Origin of the sequence: Streptomyces sp. NBC_00358 (genome assembly GCF_036099295.1) — a bacterium.
Taxonomy (GTDB): Bacteria; Actinomycetota; Actinomycetes; order Streptomycetales; family Streptomycetaceae; genus Streptomyces.
Genome location: NZ_CP107976.1, coordinates 6,332,392 through 6,351,572, shown reverse-complemented (window position 1 = coordinate 6,351,572; position 19,181 = coordinate 6,332,392). Strand labels below are relative to the sequence as shown.

General features: G+C 73.7%; 12 protein-coding genes and 3 tRNA genes. 12 read left to right on the top strand and 3 right to left on the bottom strand.

Going from position 1 to position 19,181, the window contains the following annotated elements:
* Positions 1–52: 52 nt before the first annotated feature.
* The 10 genes from OHT01_RS27020 (at position 53) to OHT01_RS26975 (ending at position 16,300) form a co-directional block, all read left to right on the top strand.
* The gene (locus tag OHT01_RS27020) at positions 53–1,066 is read left to right on the top strand and encodes an AAA family ATPase (RefSeq protein ID WP_328555705.1); all 1,014 of its coding nucleotides are present in this window, start codon (positions 53–55) and stop codon (positions 1,064–1,066) included.
* On the top strand, positions 1,056–6,080 hold the full coding sequence (locus tag OHT01_RS27015; RefSeq protein ID WP_328555704.1) for an SAV_2336 N-terminal domain-related protein: 5,025 nt from the start codon (positions 1,056–1,058) through the stop codon (positions 6,078–6,080). The genes OHT01_RS27020 and OHT01_RS27015 overlap by 11 nt, the downstream gene beginning before the upstream one ends.
* A 136-nt stretch (positions 6,081–6,216) precedes the next feature.
* The gene (locus OHT01_RS27010; protein ID WP_328555703.1) at positions 6,217–7,254 is read left to right on the top strand and encodes a rod shape-determining protein; all 1,038 of its coding nucleotides are present in this window, start codon (positions 6,217–6,219) and stop codon (positions 7,252–7,254) included.
* Positions 7,255–7,283: 29 nt separating this feature from the next.
* Positions 7,284–8,792, top strand: coding sequence for a GAF domain-containing protein (locus OHT01_RS27005; RefSeq protein WP_328555702.1), 1,509 nt, complete (start codon positions 7,284–7,286; stop codon positions 8,790–8,792).
* 457 nt (positions 8,793–9,249) lie between these two features.
* Positions 9,250–9,852 (top strand): TetR/AcrR family transcriptional regulator, encoded by a 603-nt coding sequence (locus OHT01_RS27000; protein ID WP_328555701.1) that lies wholly within the window; start codon positions 9,250–9,252, stop codon positions 9,850–9,852.
* Between the two features lie 219 nt (positions 9,853–10,071).
* On the top strand, positions 10,072–10,995 hold the full coding sequence (locus OHT01_RS26995) for a TauD/TfdA dioxygenase family protein (RefSeq protein ID WP_328555700.1): 924 nt from the start codon (positions 10,072–10,074) through the stop codon (positions 10,993–10,995).
* 116 nt (positions 10,996–11,111) lie between these two features.
* Complete coding sequence (locus OHT01_RS26990) at positions 11,112–12,569, top strand: MFS transporter (RefSeq protein ID WP_328555699.1); 1,458 nt, start codon at positions 11,112–11,114, stop codon at positions 12,567–12,569.
* Between the two features lie 67 nt (positions 12,570–12,636).
* Entirely contained in the window at positions 12,637–14,352 is a 1,716-nt protein-coding gene (locus OHT01_RS26985; protein ID WP_328555698.1) for an aldehyde dehydrogenase family protein, read from the top strand.
* Between the two features lie 230 nt (positions 14,353–14,582).
* Positions 14,583–14,714 carry a hypothetical protein gene (locus tag OHT01_RS26980; RefSeq protein WP_328555697.1) on the top strand — a complete coding sequence of 44 codons (132 nt, stop codon included), beginning with the start codon at positions 14,583–14,585 and terminating at the stop codon, positions 14,712–14,714.
* The gene (locus OHT01_RS26975; protein WP_328555696.1) at positions 14,711–16,300 is read left to right on the top strand and encodes a GMC family oxidoreductase; all 1,590 of its coding nucleotides are present in this window, start codon (positions 14,711–14,713) and stop codon (positions 16,298–16,300) included. The genes OHT01_RS26980 and OHT01_RS26975 overlap by 4 nt, the downstream gene beginning before the upstream one ends.
* A 388-nt stretch (positions 16,301–16,688) precedes the next feature.
* Here OHT01_RS26975 and OHT01_RS26970 read toward each other — a convergent pair.
* From OHT01_RS26970 to OHT01_RS26960, 3 genes are all read right to left on the bottom strand, one after another.
* Positions 16,689–16,762 (bottom strand) — tRNA-Ile (locus tag OHT01_RS26970).
* Between the two features lie 165 nt (positions 16,763–16,927).
* Positions 16,928–17,000, bottom strand: a tRNA-Asn gene (locus OHT01_RS26965).
* A 5-nt stretch (positions 17,001–17,005) separates the two neighbouring features.
* Positions 17,006–17,078: transfer RNA gene (locus OHT01_RS26960), tRNA-Asn, on the bottom strand.
* Between the two features lie 144 nt (positions 17,079–17,222).
* Between OHT01_RS26960 and OHT01_RS26955 the strand changes: the two genes are divergently transcribed.
* Both OHT01_RS26955 and OHT01_RS26950 read left to right on the top strand, forming a co-directional pair.
* A complete protein-coding gene (locus OHT01_RS26955; RefSeq protein ID WP_328555695.1) occupies positions 17,223–17,528 on the top strand; it encodes a YtxH domain-containing protein in 306 nt (101 codons plus the stop codon).
* Positions 17,529–17,602: 74 nt separating this feature from the next.
* Positions 17,603–19,057: an FGGY family carbohydrate kinase gene (locus OHT01_RS26950; RefSeq protein WP_328555694.1), complete on the top strand. Its 1,455-nt coding sequence runs from the start codon at positions 17,603–17,605 to the stop codon at positions 19,055–19,057.
* The last annotated feature ends 124 nt before the right edge of the window (positions 19,058–19,181 follow it).

Genomic DNA, 19,181 nt, shown 5'->3' with positions numbered 1-19,181 from the left:
GACCACCCGGCGACGGCGACCGTGCGAGAAGCGGCAACGAGGAGGAGAGCGCATGTCCCTGTGGCCCGTCTACACGGGTGGGAGCGAGCCCCACGACGGTATCGCGAAGCTGCCCGCGCCGCCGCCGTGGCGAGACTTCGACGGCGGTCCCGAGCTGGACACTCCCGCCGAGGACGGCGACACCTCGGCCGCCTCCCCCGACCGCAGGCACCGTGCCCGTACCTACCGGGCGACCGACCGGGCCGTCCAGCTCGTGAACGCGGCGCTGTATCTGCGCCGCCCCCTGCTGGTGACCGGGCCGCCCGGCAGCGGCAAGTCCTCCCTCGCGTACGCGGTGGCACGGGAGTTGCGGCTCGGACCGGTGCTGCGCTGGAACATCACCAGCCGCACCACACTGCACGACGGCCTCTACCAGTACGATCCGCTCTCCCGGCTGTACGCCGCCGGCCGCGCCGCCGCGCACGAGATCCCGGCGGGCGGCGAGCTCCAGGACCATCTGCGCCTCGGCCCGCTCGGCACGTCCCTGCTCCCCTACCGGCGCCCTCGGGCCCTGCTCATCGACGAGATCGACAAGAGCGACCTCGACCTGCCGAACGACCTGCTGAACATCCTGGAGGAGGGCGAGTACGAGATCCCGGAGCTGGTCCGGGCGGCCCGTCACACCCCGGCCGCCGACGTGATGGTGGCCGGCACGGACGAGCGGGTCACCGTCTCCCGAGGCCGGGTCCGCTGCCGGGCCTTCCCCTTCGTCGTCCTGACCAGCAACGGCGAGCGCGAGTTCCCGCCCGCCTTCCTTCGCCGGTGCGTCCGGCTCGAACTCCACCAGCCGCGCGACGCCCACCTCGAAAGCATCGTCCGCGCCCACCTCGGCGAGCCCGACGACTACGCCCGTGAGCTGATCGCCCGCTTCCTCTCCCGCGGCACCGGCGGCGAACTCGCCACGGACCAGCTCCTGAACGCCGTCTACCTCACCGGCACGGCGGGGATCGACGCGGCCTCGCGCGACGACCTCGCGGAGCAGCTGATGCCCTACCTCAGCAGCACGCGGGACGACGATGAGTTCTGAGGACCCGGGCACCCCCGCGCACCGGGCCCCGGACACTCCCGGGAGCCCGGACCCGGAAACTCCCGAAGACCCGGCCCCGGGCACTCCCGCACGTCCGGGACCGGACACCCCCGCACGTCCGGGACCGGACACCCCGACGGGCCCGGGAGCGGACCCCGCCGCGGACCCGGGGCCCGCCCTGCTCGCCGAGCTGCTGGGGCGGGCCGGCGGCGGGGAACCGCCCACCTCCGTGGAGCTGGCCGAACTGCTGTGGCTCGCGGGGCACATCGAGGGGCCGGCCGTCGCGCCGCCCGCGGCGCCCAGGCCCGGCGGGCGGCCAGCCGGACCGCGTACACCCCCGGCGGCACCCGTGGAACCCGCGCGGACGGGCGTGCCGCCGGAGCCGCCCTTCGGGGACCCGCCCTCCGGTCCGGCCCGTCCCGACGACGGCCGCGTCCCCCTGCGCCTGCCCGGCTCCGACTCCGGCCCCCCGGACCGGGACGCGAACGGCGCCGGCCGGGACGCGGCGGACGACAGCCCGGCGAACACCCCGCACACCACGCTCCTCGCCCCCGCTCCCCCGATGCTGCCCCACCCGCTCGCTCTGCAACGCACCCTGCGTCCGCTCAAGCGCCGGGTGCCAGCGCCCGTCGGCCACATCCTGGACGAGGAGGCGACCGCCGACCGGATCGCGCGTCTCGGCGCGGTGGCCCAGTGGTGGCTGCCGGTGCTGCGCCCGGCCACCGAGCGCTGGCTGACCCTGCATCTCGTGCACGACACCGGGCCCACCATGCCCGTATGGCGTCCGCTCGTCCGCGAACTGCACTCCGCGCTGGCCCAGTCGGGCGTCTTCCGCACGGTGGAACTGCACCGGCTGACCGCCGGGGGAACCGTCCGAAGGCCCGGCTCGCAGGAGTCGTACGCGGACGGCCGTACGGTCACCCTGCTGGTCAGCGACTGCATGGGCGCGCAGTGGCGGGACGGTCCGGCGGGCACCCGCTGGTACCGCACGCTGCGCCGCTGGGCGGCCCGGATGCCGGTGGCCGTGCTCCAGCCGCTGCCCGAGCGGCTGTGGCGCACCACGGCCCTGCCCGCGACGACCGCACGTCTCACGGCTCCCTGGCCGGCCGCCCCCAACTCCGCGTACACCGTGGACTCCTACGCCTCGGACGACCTGCCCGGCCCCGGCCGGGTGCTCGCGCTGCCCGTCCTGGAGCCCTCCGCCCGCTGGCTGGCGAACTGGTCGTCGCTGGTGGCGGGCGGCGGACGCCTTCCGGGCTCGGTGGCGATGCTGGACACGGCCCCGGTGCCCGCCCCGCTCGACGAGCACGGCCGCGGCGACGTCGAACGGCTCTCCCCGGAGGAGCTCGTGCTGCGCTTCCGCTCCCTCGCCTCCCCCGAGGCGTTCCGGCTCGCCGGCCATCTCGCCGTAGGGCGGCCGGAGTTGCCGGTCATGCGGCTGGTGCACGCGGCGATCGAGCGGAGCCCCCGGCCGCAGCATCTCGCCGAGGTGATCCTCAGCGGCCTCCTCAGCACGGGCCCTTCGGGTCAGCCCGGCTCGTACGTCTTCCGGCCCGGCGTGCGCGAACTCCTGCTGCACACGCTGCCGCGCTCCGCGCGCAGCCGCACCGGTGAACTACTGGGCCGTGTCGGCGCGTTGATCGACGCACGGGCCGGAGTGGCCGCCGGGGAGTTCCCCGTGGTCGCCCCCGGACCCGGTGACGCGACCGCCGACGGCGAGGCGTTCGCCTCGGTGCGCGAGGAGAGCGTGCGACGGCTGGGGGGCGGGACGCCGGACGGTCGGCTCGTTCTGGGCAGGTACCGGATCACACGTCGGCTCGGCCGGCGCAAGCGGCTGTGGGTGGCGGTGGACACCAGGCTGGACCGGGACGTGGTGCTGCACGAGTACGACGTGGAACCGAGGTGGCGCCAACGGTTCACGGACGAAGTGGGCGCGCTCGCCGCCATCGAGCAGGAAAACGTCATCAAGGTCTACGACTTCGGGTTCGACGGAGACACGCCGTACCTGGTGACGGAGCTCCTCGGCGGGGCGTCGCTGGCCGAGCTCACCGCCGAAGGCGGCTTCCGCCTGCCGTTCACCACGTTCGCCCTGCTGGCACGCCAGGTCGCGCTGGCCCTGCGCGCCGTACACGCCCAGGGCCTGACCCACGGATGGCTCAGTCCCATCGGCTTGGTGCTGACACCGGACGGCACGTTCAGGGTGAGCGATTTCGCCCTGGGGCGGCTGGGCGACCGGGACGAGTCGAAGGACCTCGCGTCCTTCGGGCGTCTCCTGGCGGACCTGGCGGGCGGCACGGCCCCCGACGAACTCGTCGCGGTCCCCGAGGCGTTCCGCCCCCTGGTCGCCGACGCGATCGGCGGGCTCCGTTCCGCGTCCCCCGCCGCTCAGCACCGCGGACTGGATCTCCTGTTGGCGCCCTCCTTCGACGTCCTGCTGGAGGCCGCGGCGCGCGACCGGTACCAGTACCGGCTGCTCGGCCCGGTGGGGATCACGCGTGGCGGCCGGACCCTGCCCCCGCTCCATCCGGAGGAGCAGTCCCTGCTCGGCATGCTGCTGCTGCACCAAGGCAGGACCGTCACCTACGACATCCTGATCGACGGACTGTGGCGCGGGAACCCGCCGGATCAGCCACGGCGGCGCCTCGCCACCCGGGCGTCCGGACTGCGCAAGGCGCTGGGTCCGGGAGTCCTGGCGACCACCGCCACCGGTTACGCGCTGCACGCGCCGCCCGGCACGATCGACGTGCACCGCTGTCAACAGCTCGCGGCCGATTCGAGGTCGCGCCGGGAGGCGGGAGACACGGCCGCGGCCCGCACCCTGGTCCAGGAGGCCATCGGGCTCTGGCACGGCACCCCGCTCGCCGACGTCCCCGGACCCGCCGCCGACGGGGCCCGCGCCCGGCTCCGCGCCCTGCGCCTCAGCCTGTGCGCCACCCGCGCCGAACTCGACCTGGAGATCGGTGACTTCGGGCGGGCCGCCACCGACCTCGGCGAACTCCTGCGGTCCCACCCCAGGCGCGAGGACTTCCGGCGGCTGCACCTCCTCGCCCTCAGGGGCCAGGGCCGCATCTCCGAAGCCATCGAGTCGTACCAGGCGTACGAGGACCTCCAGGCACCCAGCCCGCCGGACCCCATGCTGCTGGAGCTCTTCCGTGAGCTGCGGGCCGCGCCGGAACGCGGCAGCCCCGTCATCGCCGTCGAGTACACCGCGGACTCGGTCGACGATCCGCACACCCACAGTGTGCTCGGCCGAACGCTGGCCTGGCTGCTCTCCCTGAGCGACCTGGCGCCGACCGCGTACGAACTCCTCAGCCGCGACAACGGCTATGTCGTGATCACCGAGCCCGAGGTCTCCGTAGTGACCGTCCTGAACTCGATTCTGCGTGAACTGCCGGGCGCGCTGCTGGAGTTGGCCGAGCCGCCGAAGATACGTGTGACCTTCTGGCACACGGCGCTGTTCGCCGGCGCGGGCACCCCGACCGTGCCGCCGGACCTGCGGCCCGATCCGGACCGTCCCGAGGCGGACATCCTGGTCGTGCTCTCGCCCGTTCTGCACGAGGAGCTGATGGGCAGCGGTGCCACGCCTGCCCCCGAGCGCTTCCGCCCGCTGCGCCGACCGGCGCCGGCGGACGGCTCCGTCACCGCCTGGTACTGCGCGCTGGACCTCCCCGAGCGTCTCCCCGATCCCGAACCGGTCCAACGCGACCTGGTCCGGGGCCCGTTCACCATCCGCGACCTCACCCGGCTCCGGGGCGTGGAGCAGGGCCGCACCGCCGTCGTGCACACGGACCCCGACGCCTCACTGACCCTGCTCGACCTCGACCGGCCGCAGGGCAAGCGCCCGCCGCGCTCCCTCATCACGTACTACGAGGTCGACCTCACCACCCATGGCGCCGCGCACGAACTGCATCTGCCGAGTTCCGGGCGCGGTTCGTTCGCCGCCTCGGTGGAACTGTCCTGGCACGTGGACGACCCGGTGGCGTTCGTACGAGGCGAGACCCACGACGTGTCGGGACGCCTGCTCGACCATCTCGTCAAGGAGGCGGGGCGCATCACGCGCCGTCACCCGCTGCGCCGCGCGGGCGCGGCGCAGCGCGCGGTGCACGAAGGGCTGCGCCGCTGGCCGGTACCGGGCCTGTCGGTGGCCTGCTCGGTACGCCTGAGTGAGGGCACGCCGGCTCCCGGGACACCGGCCCCGGACCCGGACCCGACGGGCGGCTCCGTGAACCGGGATACCCGGGACCCGGCGCCGCCGCAGGACCCGCGGCGGTCCGCGGCACGGGACGGGGCGGCACGGGAGCGGTCCGTGGACCGTCCGCTGCGTGGGGCGGAGTGCGTCCTCCTCGGTTTCGACGGCACGCTGACCGAGCTGTTCCACGGCGTGCCGCAACGGCGGGTGGCCCATGAACTCGGCGCCCTGCTAATGACTCTGCGCGGTCGCGAGGAGGCCTCGACCCGTCATCTGCTCCTGCCGGACGGCGCATCGTCCACCCCGCCGGAGCAGTACGTCGATCCGTTCGATCTGCTGCGCGACTTCGCCCACCACCGGCTCGGCGCGGACCTGCGCCGCGAGCTCGACCGGATCGAGGCCCGGCTCGTCCGGACGGCACGGCCGATCCCGTACGCGGACGACCTGATCCGTACCCTCGCCGCCGACGGCCGGGGCCCCGCCGTCGTCACCGACACCTCGGCCCGCGCCGCCGTGTCCTATCTGCAGGAACGGGGGCTGGCCGACCGGGTGACCGGCGGCGTCCACGGCCGCTCGGACGACCTCGGGCTGCTGATGCCGCACCCCGACAGTCTGGAGCGCGCCCTGGACGAGCTGGGCGTCGCCGCTCCGCAGGCCGTGTTCCTCGGGTCGACCCCCACCGAGCTGGAGTCGGCCCGCCGCATCGGACTCCCCTTCGTCGGCCACGCCCCCGACCCGTCGAGCCGCCGGCGTCTCGCCGACTTCGGCTGTCCGGACACCGTGGCCTCCCTGGAGGAGGTGCTCGCCGCCGTCGGCGGCGCCTGAGAGCCGCGACACCACCCGCCCGGCGGCACCCCGCCCGGCCCTCCAAAAGGGGCGGGCCGCGCCCGGCGCGCGCAGGATACGAGAGAGGACCGCCGCCCGGCGGAGCCCATGGTCTGCGCTCTCGGGAGGACCTGCCATGACCGCCAGTCTGGAGCAGTTGCGCCGCTGTCACTTCGCCGTCGACCTGGGAGCGGCGAGGACCCGTGTGTGGGTGCGGGGCGACGGCCTGGTCGTCGACCAGCCGAGTGTCGCCGCGATCAACACGAAGACGGGCGCGCTGATCGCGGTCGGGGAGTTCGCGGAGCGGATGACGGGCCGCACCCCCGAGTACATCCGAGTGGTGCGCCCGGTGTCCGGCGGCACCGTCGTCGACATCGACATGGCCCAGCGGATGCTGCGTCAGCTCTTGGGGGACAAGGTCCGCCGCACCCTGCGCCGCAAGCCCCGGCTGCGGGCCGCGGCCTGCACCCCGCACGACGCGGGCCCGCTCGCGCAGCGCGCCACGATCGAGACGCTGGTCGGGCTGGGGGCGCGACGGGTCGAGCTCGTCGACACACTGATCGCGGCCGCGGTCGGCTGCGGGCTGCCCGTCGAACGGCCCGAGGCCACCATGGTCATGGTCTGCGGGGCCGCCGCGACCCAGCTCGCCGTGCTGTCGCTGGGCTCGATCGTGACCGCCGAACGCATCCCGGTCGGTGGTGAGGCGGTCGACCACGCGATCGTGCAGCACCTGCGCCACCAGCACGAGCTGATGCTGCCGAGTCAGGCCGTACGGCCCCTGCAACTCGCCCTCTCCGGGAACGGGCTCACCCCGCACGGCCCGGCCCTGACCGAGATTCACGGACGGGACGTGGCGACCGGCCTGGCCCGTACCGTGCAGGTCGACACCGCCGCCGTCCGCATGGCGATCGAGACCCCGCTGACCGCGGTACTGGACGGCATCGGCAAGGTGCTGCGCTCCTGCCCGCCCGATCTGGTGGCCGACCTGGCCGACCGCGGGATCATGATGGTCGGCGGCAGCGCGCTGCTCCCCGGGCTCGACCAGATGCTGCGGCAGGCGACCGGGATGCCCGTCCACATCGCCGAACGGCCGGACGTCTGTGCCGTCCAGGGCCTCGGATACATGCTGGAGGGCAAGATCGAGCCGATGATCCTGGACCCGCTGGCGAACTGACGCCGGGTCCGGGCGCCCGAGTGCCTCGCATGGCCGACCCGGTACCGGGACTCCCGCCGCTTCTCGAAGCGGTGCTCAGTGTCGGCACCGAACTCGAACTGCGCGCCACCCTCCAGCGGATCGTGGACGCCGCGGCCGAGTTGACGGGGGCCCGGTACGCGGCGCTCGGGATGGCGGACCCGGGCCGGGACGGACTGGTACGGATCCGCACGGCGGAGCCCCGCACGACGGAGCCGGACTCGGCGGAGTCACGCACGCAGGCGGCCCCCCACCCCGAGCGTCCCGGGTCTCCCGAGGCCCAGGAGTCGCCCGAGGCCCGCGAGGCCGACATCTGCCTGGACGTCCCCATCCGGGTCGACGACGAGGTGTTCGGCAGTCTCTGGCTCGCGGACAAGTCCACCGGGCCCGTCACCCGTGAGGACGAGCAGGTCGTGCGCCTGCTCGCCAACCAGGCCGGGATCGCGATCGCCAACGCCCGGCTGTACGAGACGGCCCGCCAGCGGGAACGCTGGATCGAGGGCGCCGCCGCCGTCACCACCGCCCTGCTCAGCGGCGGGACCGACACCGACGCGCTGCTGACCGTCGCCGAACGCGCCCGGATTCTCGCGGGTGCCTCGGCGGGCATCATCCTCAAGCCCACGGACGAGGGCGGCATGGAGATCGTGGTCGCCTCCACGCCCGGGGACCCCGCCGGCATCGTGGGCACCACCATCGCGCCCGGCAGTCCCCTGCTCGAACAACTCCTCGGCGGGGAGCCGGTGTTCATCGAGGACTCGGCGACGGACCCGCGGATGACGACCCCTGTACGGTCCCGGTTCGGGCCGAACATGATGCTGCCCCTGGAGACCGAGGGCCGGCTCATCGGCACGCTGGCCCTGCCGCGCGGACGCGGTGACCGCCCGTACACCGAGGTCGAACGCCTGCTGGCCACCCAGTTCACCTCGCAGGCCGCGCTCGCCCTGGTCCTCGCCGACGCACGGCACCGCCGCGAACTCCTCGCGGTGTACGAGGACCGGGACCGCATCGCCCGGGACCTGCACGATCTGGTCGTACAGCGGCTGTTCGCGACCGGCATGATGCTGGAATCCACCCAGCGCAGGAACGCCGTGAACGGCGCGGGCGACAGCGGGGCCGAGGAGGTGTCCGGGGCCCTGGGCCGGGCGGTCGACGAACTGGAGGCCACGGTCCAGGAGGTGCGCACCGCGATCTTCGCGCTGCAGCAGCCGCCCGCCGACGCGCCCACCACGTTCCGCGGCAAGGTGCTGCGCGAGACGGCCGGAGCCGCGGCGGTCCTCGGTGTCCAGCCGTCCACCCGGTTCGCGGGGCCGGTCGACAACCTGCTCACGGGGCCGGTGGCCGGTCAGCTGCTCGCCGTACTGCGGCGCGCGCTGGCCGCCGCGTCGCGACGCTCCGGGGTGTCACGGATCGAGGTCGCCGTCGATGTGACGGTCACACTGCCGGACGGCCGCCCCGGCGTCCGGCTGACCGTCCACGACGACGGCACCGACCCGGACGTCACCTGGCAGTCACCCCGGTAGTCGGGCGGCGGGCGGCGGGCGGCGGGCGGCAGGCGGCAGGCGGCGGGCGGCGGGCGGCGGGCGGCGGGGGCATCACCGTCACCTCGGGGATCGTGCCGCCTGAGCGCGGCACGGTGTCGACCACGCGCAGGAACTCCTCTTTCCGCCGCCCGTATCACGGCTTCGCGCGTGAGCCCCCGCAGGCGGGCGTCCCCTGCGCGTGGATCAGTACGGCAGCAGGCGCCCCGACGGCGTCCTGCGGTCGATCGGCATCTCGCGCGGAGCGGCGGGCCGACGGTTGACGCGAATCCGGATCTGACGGTTCATGACCCCTCCTCATGACTGATGAGACGAGCGTCCTCGCCGACGCGCATAGACGCATCGTGCCCACGGAGGCACCGGTCCTACCCTCCGAGCAGGATGTTCCCGCGGCGGCCCTCCTCCCCGGGCAGGACACCGGCCCCCGTAGGCTCGGGGCATGACGGGTGCGCGGACGCGAGGGACGGAGCGGGGACCCGGTCGGCCGCGCGAGGAGCGGGTCACCGGAGCGGTCCTGAACGCGGTCGTCGACCTGGTCGTCGAACAGGGCATGGGGGCGCTCACCATGGACGCCGTCGCCGCGCGGGCCGGGGTGAGCAAGCCGGCCATCTACCGGCGCTGGCCCACCAAGCAGGACCTCGTCATCGCCGCCGCCGAGAGCCGCGTCGGCGAGCTGTCGGTGCCCGATCTGGGCGACTTCCGGGCCGAGCTGCGGGTCGTCCTCACGGCCCGGCTGGAGGCGTACCGGCTGCCGGGATCGGCCCGGCTGATCGCGGGGCTGATCGGCGCGGCGGCCGAGGCCGGAACGGGCCGGGCGCAGTACGCGCAGTACACGGAACGGATCACGAGCGAGACCCGGCACATCCTCGAACGCGGCATCGAGCGCGGTGACGTACGCCCCGACACCGATGTCCGGGCCGCGGCCACCCTGGTCGCCGCGCCGCTGCTCTTCCGGCTGATCGGCGAGCAGGAACTGCCCGACGCCCGGCTCGTGGAGACCCTGGTGGACCTCGTGGCCCGCGCGGTCGGCTCGGCCTCCTGACCCCGGCGGCCCGTCGAGCCGCCCGTCCCCACCGGCCACCGCCCCGCCGGACCGCTCCACCCGTGCGCACCGGCCGCGATCCCGCCGGACCCCCGTTCACACCGTCCGCGATCCAGCCGGTCCACCCCGTTCACATCGATCGCGTCAGGCCCTTGTCACCTCGCACCTCAATAACGATACTTCCGGTAACGAAATCCCGGTTGTCGTTCTGGAGAGCCCATGGACAGCGTCGTCACCCCTCCCGCACCCGCCTTCGACAAGCCCCTGATGCACTACGGGAAGCGGGTGCTGGAGCGCACCGCCCCCGGTACCGCCCCGGCCGAGTACCGCCTGATGGACATCCGTCCGCTCACCCCGCACATCGGCACGGAGATCGTCGGCGTCGACCTCTCGCTCCCGATCGGCGAGGACCTCGCGGCGGAGCTGACGCAGGCCCTGCTGGAGTGGAAGGTGGTCTTCTTCCGTGACCAGCACGCCTTCGACCCGGGCGCGCAGCTCGCGCTCGCCGGGGTGTGGGGCGTCCCGGAGCCGAACCCCTTCTTCCCCAAGGGCGACACCACCGGCGTCTCGCGCCTGGCCAAGGACGCCATGGCCGTCGGCACCGAGAACATCTGGCACAGCGACCACTCCTTCATGGCCGCGCCGGCCCTCGGCTCGGTCCTGCGGGCCGTCGAGGTTCCCGACGCGGGAGGCGACACCCTCTGGGCGGACATGGCCGCCGCGTACGACAACCTGCCGGAGCGGACGAAGGCCCGTATCGAGGGACTCACCGCGGTGCACGACTGGGTTCCGAGCTGGGGCCTGACGATGACGGAAAGCCAGATCGCGGCGCATCGGGAGTCCTTGCCGCCGGTCGAGCACCCGGTGGTCGTACGGCACCCGCGCACCGGCCGCAGGCTGCTCTACGTCAACGAGCCCTTCACCACCCGGATTTCCGGACTGTCGGACACCGAGAGCCGTGAACTGCTCCACGAACTGGTGCTCCAGGCCCGTATCCCCGAGTACCAGGTCCGCTTCCACTGGCAGCCGGGTTCCGTCGCGATCTGGGACAACATCGCCACGCAGCACTACGCGATCAACGACTACTACCCGCGACGGCGCGTCATGGAGCGCGTCGCGATCGCCGGCGCACCCCTGTCCTGAGGACCGCCGACCGGACATGCCCCCCGGGACCCGCCCCACGGTCCCGCGGGGGCCCAGGGCCCCTGAAGCACCCGTCTCTCCCCCGTCGCCGACCCGCCCTCTCCCGCGGAGCCCTTGTGACCGACACCGATGTCGTACCCGCTGTGCCCGCCGGCCGGGCGAAGACGCCGCCCGACCGGCGCCGTCGTGCGTGGACCGTGACCGCCCTGCTCGTCGTCTTCATGATGGTCAACTTCGCCGACAAGTCCGTACTGGGCCTGGCCGCCGACCCCATCCGCAAGGACCTCGGCCTGTCCGCGTCCGCGTTCGGGCTCGCCAACAGCGCGTTCTTCCTGCTGTTCTCGGTATGCGGCGCCACGGTCGGGCTGCTCGCCGACCGCGTCCGGCCCAAGTGGCTGCTGCTCGCCATGGCCGTCCTGTGGTCCCTGTCCCAGACTCCGCTGGTCATGGGCGGAGGGCTCGCGGTGCTCGTCACCTCACGCGTACTGCTCGGCGCCGCCGAGGGACCGGCGTTCCCGGTGGCCCAGCAGGCCACCCTCTCCTGGTTCCCGGACCACCGGCGCAACCTGCCCGGGGCGCTGATCGTGCTGGGGATCACCCTGGGTGTCCTGGTCGCCGCCCCGGTGCTGACCTGGGTCATCCACCAGCACGGCTGGCGCACCGCCGTCGCGGTGGTCGCGATCACCGGCGCGGTGTGGGCGCTGCTGTGGATCCCCCTCGGCGGGGAGGGACCCCACGCCGCGCCCCGCGACAGCGGTGCCGGTGCCGGTGCCGGTGCCGGTGCCGGTGCCGGTGCCGGTGCCGGTGATGACCGTACGACCGGTGACGGCCGTACGGGCGAGGGAGCCGAGGCTCTGGGGGACGCGGCCCCGACAGGGGGCGCCGTGCGCGGAACGCCGTACCGCCGGATCCTCGCGACCCGGACCTGGATCGGCGCCACGGCCGCCTACTTCGGCACCTACTGGGTGATCGCCTTCTGCCTGGTCTGGCTCCCCTCCTTCCTCCAGGACGGCCTGGGGTACTCCCCGGCCGCCTCCACCCGGCTGCTCATGCTGGTCTGGGGGCTGAGCGGCGTCGTGGTGCTCGGTCAGGCCGGCCTGACCGGATGGCTGCTGCGCCGCGGGACCGCGAGCCGGCGGGCGCGCGGCGGGGTCGGCGGCGTCCTGCTGCTCGTCGGCGCCGCCGCGTGCCTGGCCCTGCCCGTGGCACCGGCCGGTGCCACGACCGTCGTCCTGCTGGTCGCCGGATTCGGCTGCGCGGGGGCGATGGGCAGCGTCGCCGCCACCACCGTCACCGAGCTGGCACCGGCCGACCGCCGGGGCGGCGCGCTGGGCATCATGAACGCCGTGGTGACCACCGCGGGCCTGATCGCCCCGACCCTGGTCGGGCACCTCGTGGACACCCAGGGGACCGCCGGCTACCGCGTGGCGCTCCTGATCACCGGAGGGCTACTCCTGCTGGGCGGACTCGCCGCCGTCACACTGATCGACCCGGCCCGCGACGCCCTTCTGCTGTCCGCCCGCGGCACCGGCCCTCTCGTCCCGGACCACGACAGCCCGCTGCGACCCCTCTGAGGGGAACTCCCGCAGGCGTGCGCCGGGTCCGGCAGCCAGCCCCCTCCCCACTACCGCGAGGAACGACGTGAACCCGATTGCCCCCGACACCTCCGCCGGCCTGGACCGGGCCGTCGCCGAGTTGCGCGGCGGTGCCGCGTCCTGGTCCGCCGCCCCGCTCACCGAGCGCGTCGCGCTGCTCGAACGGCTGCTGGACCGGGTGGCCTCCGGCGCCGCCGAGCTGGCCGCGGCCGGCGCCCGCGCCAAGGGCTACGCTCCCGGTTCCCCGTGGGCCGCCGAGGACTGGATCGGCGGTCCCTGGGCGCTCGCCCAGAACGCCGCGGCGTATCTGCACGTGCTGCGGCGCATCTCGGCGGGCCGTGACCCGCTCGCGGCGAAGGCCGTACGGGAGACGGAGGGCCGCACCCGTGTCGACGTGTTCCCCGCGACCGGCTGGGACCGGCTGCTGCTCAACGGCTTCACCGCCCAGGTGTGGATGCGTCCGGGTGTCACCGCCGAGCAGACCCGCGACCGGGCGGCGGACGCGTACCGGGGCCGGCCGGAGCCCTCGGCCGTGGCCCTGGTGCTCGGCGCCGGCAACGTCGCCGCCATCACCGCGCTCGACATCCTGCACAAGCTCTACGCCGAGGGCCAGGTCGTCGTCGCCAAGATGAACCCCGTCAACGCCTATCTGCGGCCCCATTTCGAGCATGTCTTCGCGGAGTTCGTCACCCGGGGCTGGGTCCGCTTCGTGGACGGCGGCGCGGCCGAGGGCGGCCACCTCGCCCATCACGAGGGCGTCGACGCGATCCACGTCACGGGCAGCGACCGTACGCACGACGCGATCGTCTGGGGAACGGACGAGGACGCCGGCCGGCGCCGGCGGGACGACCGGCCCCTGGTCACCAAGCCCTTCAGCAGCGAGCTCGGCGGAGTCAGCCCGTGCGTCGTCGCTCCCGGCCCGTGGAGCGACGCCGACTTCCGCTTCCAGGCCGAGCACATCGTCACCAGCAAGATGAACAACTCCGGCCACAACTGCATCGCCGGTCAGATCCTCGTCGTACCGCGCGACTGGGACGGCACCGAGAGGCTGCTGGACGAGATCCGCCGGGTGCTGCGCGCGCTGCCGTCCCGGACCGACTACTACCCGGGGGCCCGGGAACGCCTGGACGCCGTTCTCGCCGCCCACCCGCTGGCGGAGCGCTACGGCGACGGCTGCCGGCTCCTCGTCCCCGACGTCGGCGGCCCCGACGACGTCCTGGTCACCGACGAGGTGTTCGCCAGCGCGCTGGGCGTCGTACGGCTGCCCGGCGCGACCGCGGCCGAATTCCTGCGCAACGCCGTCGGCTTCGCCAACGACAGCCTCCCCGGCACCCTCGGCGCCACGCTCATCGTGCACCCGAGGACCGAACGGACGGACCGGGCGGCGGTGGAGAGCGCCGTCGCCGGCCTGCGCTACGGGACCCTGGGCGTCAACTGCTGGTCCGGGGTGGGTTTCCTGCTCGGATTCACCCCCTGGGGCGCCTTCCCCGGGCACACCCGCCAGGACATCGGCAGCGGGACCGGGTTCGTGCACAACGCGTTCATGCTCCGGGGCGAGGACATCGAGAAGACCGTGCTGCGCGCCCCGTTCACGCCCGCGCCGCGCGGTCTGGTCACCGGCGACCCGTCGCTGTCCCCGCGCCCGCCGTACTTCGTCACCAGCCGCACCGCGCTGACCACCGTGCGGCGCCTCACCCGCTTCACCGCCGCTCCCAGTGCCCTGCGGCTGCCCGCGCTCCTCGCCTCGGCGCTCCGCGGCTGAGCCGGCCGGCCGGACCCGGTCCACGTCGACACCCCTCACGGAGGACAGCCCCTGCTCAACCTCGCCGTCATGCCGGAGAACAGCGCCCGCCCCGGCGGCACCCTGAGGACCCCGGGCACGGCCCGCCGGACGGGCGGTGGCCGATTTCGCGCGCTCATGGCCCCTGCGGGCTACCCAGCGGCACCCGCCCGGCCGGAAGCTCTGTACCGGACCGCGACGAGGAGGACGTCATGACGTACACAGCACCCGGTATCGCGCCCCATCGGAGGGCGTGGCCGGTCGCCTGCCCCGGCGCCGTCACGGCGCCGACGGCGGGCACGCCCGGCCGCACGGAGCCGGGCGCGACCGGGGTGACCCGATGAACGCGCCGGGGAGTGCCGACTATGTCGTCGTCGGAGCGGGTTCGGCAGGGGCGGCGCTCGCCGGGCGGCTGACGGAGAGCGGCAAGGCCTCGGTCCTGCTCCTGGAAGCCGGCGGCCGGGACAGGAAGGCGGCCGTGCACATTCCCGCCGCCTTCTCCCAGCTCTTCAGGACCGAGCTCGACTGGGACTACTCGACCGCCCCGCAGCCCGAGCTCTCCGGGCGCCCCGTGTACTGGCCGCGGGGCCGGATGCTCGGCGGCTCCTCCTCCATGAACGCCATGATGTGGGTACGCGGGTTCGCCGCCGACTACGACGAGTGGGGCGACCTCTGCGGCGCCGACTGGTCGTGGAAGGGCCTGCTGCCGTACTTCCGCCGCACGGAGCGGGTCCTCGGTGCCACCGACCCCGACCACGGCCGCTCCGGCCCCATGAGCGTCGAGCCGCAGCGCGATCCGAGCCCGCACACGGCCGCGTTCCTCGACGCCGTCAGGGAACTCGGCCGCACCGTCGAGCCCGCCAACACCGCGAGGCCCGACGGCTTCTCGCAGACGATGGTGAGCCAGCGGCGCGGCGCGCGCTTCAGCACGGCGGACGGCTATCTCAAACCGGCCCGCCGCCGCCCGAACCTGCGGGTCCTCACGGACGCGCAGGCCACCCGTGTGCTCTTCGAGGGCCACCGCGCGGTCGGCGTCGAGTACGTCACCGGGGGTGTCACGCGCCGGGTCCTGGCGCGCCGTGAGGTCGTACTGAGCGCGGGCGCGGTCAACACCCCCCAGTTGCTCATGCTGTCGGGCATCGGTGACGCCTCCCACCTGCGCGAGCGGGGCGTCGACGTGCTCGTGGACGCCCCGCAGGTCGGCGCGAACCTCACCGATCACCTCTTCAGCGGCCTGGCCGTGGACGCGGCCGACCGGACCCTGTTCGCCGCCGAGCGGCCTTCCGAGCTGCTGAAGTACCTCACCCGCCGCCGGGGCATGCTCACCTCGAACGTCGGTGAGGCGTACGGATTCGTCCGCAGCCGACCCGGCCTCGAACTCCCCGACATCGAGATCATCTTCGCGCCGGTGCCGTTCCTCGGTGAGGGTCTCGTCGAGGCGCCCGGACACGGGCTGACCGTGGGCGCGATCCTGCTGCGGCCCCGGAGCACCGGGTCGGTCACGCTGGCCTCGGCGGACCCCTTCGCCAAGCCGGTCATCGACCCGCGCTATCTGACGGACCCGGACGGTGCCGACCGGGCGGCCCTGCTGGCCGGGCTGGACGTCTGCGAGGAGATCATCGGCCGGCTCACCGAGCGCGGACTGTCCTCAGGCCGCTTCCTCATGCCGCCCGGGGCCGAGGGGCTGCCACGGGACCGCCGCGACGCGCTCGCGCTCACCGATCACTCCCACACCCTCTACCATCCGGTGGGGACGGCCCGGATGGGCAGCGACGACGCCTCCGTCGTGGACCCGCGGCTGCGGGTACGGGGGGTGCGCGGGCTGCGGGTGGCAGACGCCTCGGTCATGCCGGCGATCATCCGGGGGCACACCAACGCCCCGTCCGTCGTCATCGGGGAACGGGCCGCGGATCTGCTCGCGGCCGACTGAGACCGCGGCACGACGGCGCGAACCGGTACACGACGGCCTCAGGTTCTGTCGGCGGGCACCTGAGCGCGGCCATCGCCGGCGCCGGGGGTTACGCGGACGCCGACCGCGCCACGGACGCCGACCCGCGGCGCGCGACGAACGGCCTCAGGGACAGGCCCCTGCGTATGCCGGAACCGCTTCAGGGATGGGGGTGGGCCGACGGCGGCATACTCCACCCGAGGGACGGTCAGGCCATTCGGGTGATGACGGACTTGGCCGGAGGGACGGCCTCCGGCGGGCCCGGACGATCAGCGGGCCGTGACCGGGCGGGGCGCCCACCGGGCCCTCAACTCGCCTGACCAGAATGGGAAGTTACTGGTCACATCGATTCTGCACGCGTAGCGCGTAGTGGGGCGGGTGGGACTCGAACCCACGGCCGACGGATTATGAGTCCGCTGCTCTAACCGGCTGAGCTACCGCCCCGTTACGGCGCGCCGCGCACATTTGTGCGCGCCGTCTGCCGCAGCATAGCCGCTCATACGATCTCCTGCTTCGGATGGTCGGCATCGCGCGACCAGGACGACTTCGGCATGCCCCGAGCGCTTCCTGCGGACATGAAAAAGGACCCCGAGGGGTCCCTTTCCGTTGCTCTCCCGACTGGACTCGAACCAGTAACCTGCCGGTTAACAGCCGGCTGCTCTGCCAATTGAGCTACAGGAGATCGAGCTCCCCCGACTGGACTTGAACCAGTAACCTGCCGATTAACAGTCGGCTGCTCTGCCAATTGAGCTACAGGGGATCGATCTTTGCATCGAACGCACCCACCTGGGTATTCGCCAGGGGGCGTGCGCTTGCTGCGACACATACATTAGCGCAAGCAGGGGGGTGCTCCGCCAATCGGTTCCCTCCGCACCGATGCCGACGCAAGGGAAGGGTGGCCGTCATGCGCTACCGGCTCACGTTCGTCGCCGGACTGGCCCTGGGTTACGTGCTCGGCACGCGGGCCGGGCGCGAGCGCTACGAACAGCTGAAGAAGTCCATGCGCCAGGTCGCGCAGAACCCCGCGGTGCGCAACACCGCGGAGACCGCCGCGCACCAGGGCCGCGAGATCGCGGGCAAGGCGCTGCACACCGTGAGCGAGAAGGTGGGCGACCGCGTCCCCGACTCCGTCACGGACCGGGTGCGCTCCCTGCGGGAACGGAACGCGGGCGGCACCGGCGAGGACGACTGGGGCACCAGTAATACCTAGGGACGGTTGGCCGCGCCGGGCCCTGTGTGCCCGCCCGGCGCCGCCGGCCCTCGCGGTACGGCAGAATTTCCGCCATGGGGATAGTCGCCGGGCTGGACAGTGCGCCCGATTTCACTCGTATCGTCGTCTGCGACACCGACACGGGTGCCGTGCTGAGGCAGGGTTATGCGCCACATCCCGTCGACGGCGGCGAGGGTGGCGGCCGTCCTTCCGACGTGGATCCACAGGCCTGGCTGCTGTCCCTGGGCGAGGCGGCCGGGGGCGGACTGCTCGAAGGCGTCCAGGCCATCGGCGTGTCCGCGCAGCAGAACGGGCTCGTCCCGCTCGACGCGCAGGGCAACACCGTGCGCCCTGCGATGGTCGGCGGTGACAAGCGGGCACAGGTCGCGGCGGCCGACCTGATCGACGCGCTCGGCGGGCGCGAGGCCTGGGCGCAGGCGGTGGGCAGCGTCCCGCAGGCCGCGCAGCCGGTGACCAAGCTGCGCTGGCTGAACAAGACCGAACCCGAGGCCGCGCGGCGCACCAGCATGCTGCTGCAGGCCCACGACTGGCTGGTGTGGCAGCTCCTCGGGCGGCCCGTGCGCAGGACGACGGACCGGGGCGGCGCCTCGGGGACCGGGTACTGGTCGGCGGCGACCGGCGCGTACCGGCCCGATCTCATCGAACTGGCGCTCGGCCACCAGGCCGGGCTGCCGGACGTCCTGGGCCCCTCCGAGGCCGCGGGAACCACGCCCGAGGGCCTGCTGATCTCCGCCGGGACCGGCGAGACCATGGCGGCGGCGTTCGGGCTCGGCATCGGGCTCGGCGACGCGGTGGTGTCACTGGGCGCCTCCGGTTCCGTGATGGCCGTCCACACCGAGGCGCTGGTGGACTCCAGCGGCATGATCACCTCTCTGGCGGACGCCACCGGGATGCACCTCCCGGTCGTCACCACGCTCAACGCCGTACGGGCCCTGCGCGGGGCCGCCGAGCTCCTCGGCGTGTCCGACCTGGAGGGCCTGTCCGACCTGGCGATGAAGTCGACGCCGGGCTCCCACGGGCTCGTCCTGCTGCCCTACCTGGAGGGCGAGCGCACCCCGAACCTGCCGCACACGGCCGGGACGCTGTCCGGACTGCGCCGGGAGTCGATGCGGCCCGAGCACATGGCGCGGGCGGCCTTCGAGGGCATGCTGTGCGGGCTCGCCGACGCGCTGGACGTGCTGCGCGGCCGGGGTGTCGACGTCCGCCGGATCTTCCTGCTCGGCCAGGCGGCCGAGCTGCCCGCCGTCCAGGCCGTGGCGCCCGCGCTGTTCGGCGCGCAGGTCGTCGTCCCGCAGCCCGCGGACTACGCGGCGCTCGGCGCGGCCCGCCAGGCGGCCTGGGCGCTCGGCGCCTCGCAGGGCACCCTCGACCCGCGGACCCCGCCCGCCTGGCAGGGGCCGGTCGCCCAGGTGCTGGAGCCCGGTGACGAACTCGCCGTGGGGCAGGCCGTACGGCAGCAGTACATGTCCGTACGCGAACAGACGCATCCCGGGGCGTTCCGGGCGTAGGCCGTCCGCCGGCGTACGTCCGAAGACGGAGGCCGGGTCCTTTTTTGGACCGCACTTGGGTTAATCGGTTGAGGTAACGCGGGTGGAGTGTTCGACGATAGGGGGTGGTGCACCATCCATCGCC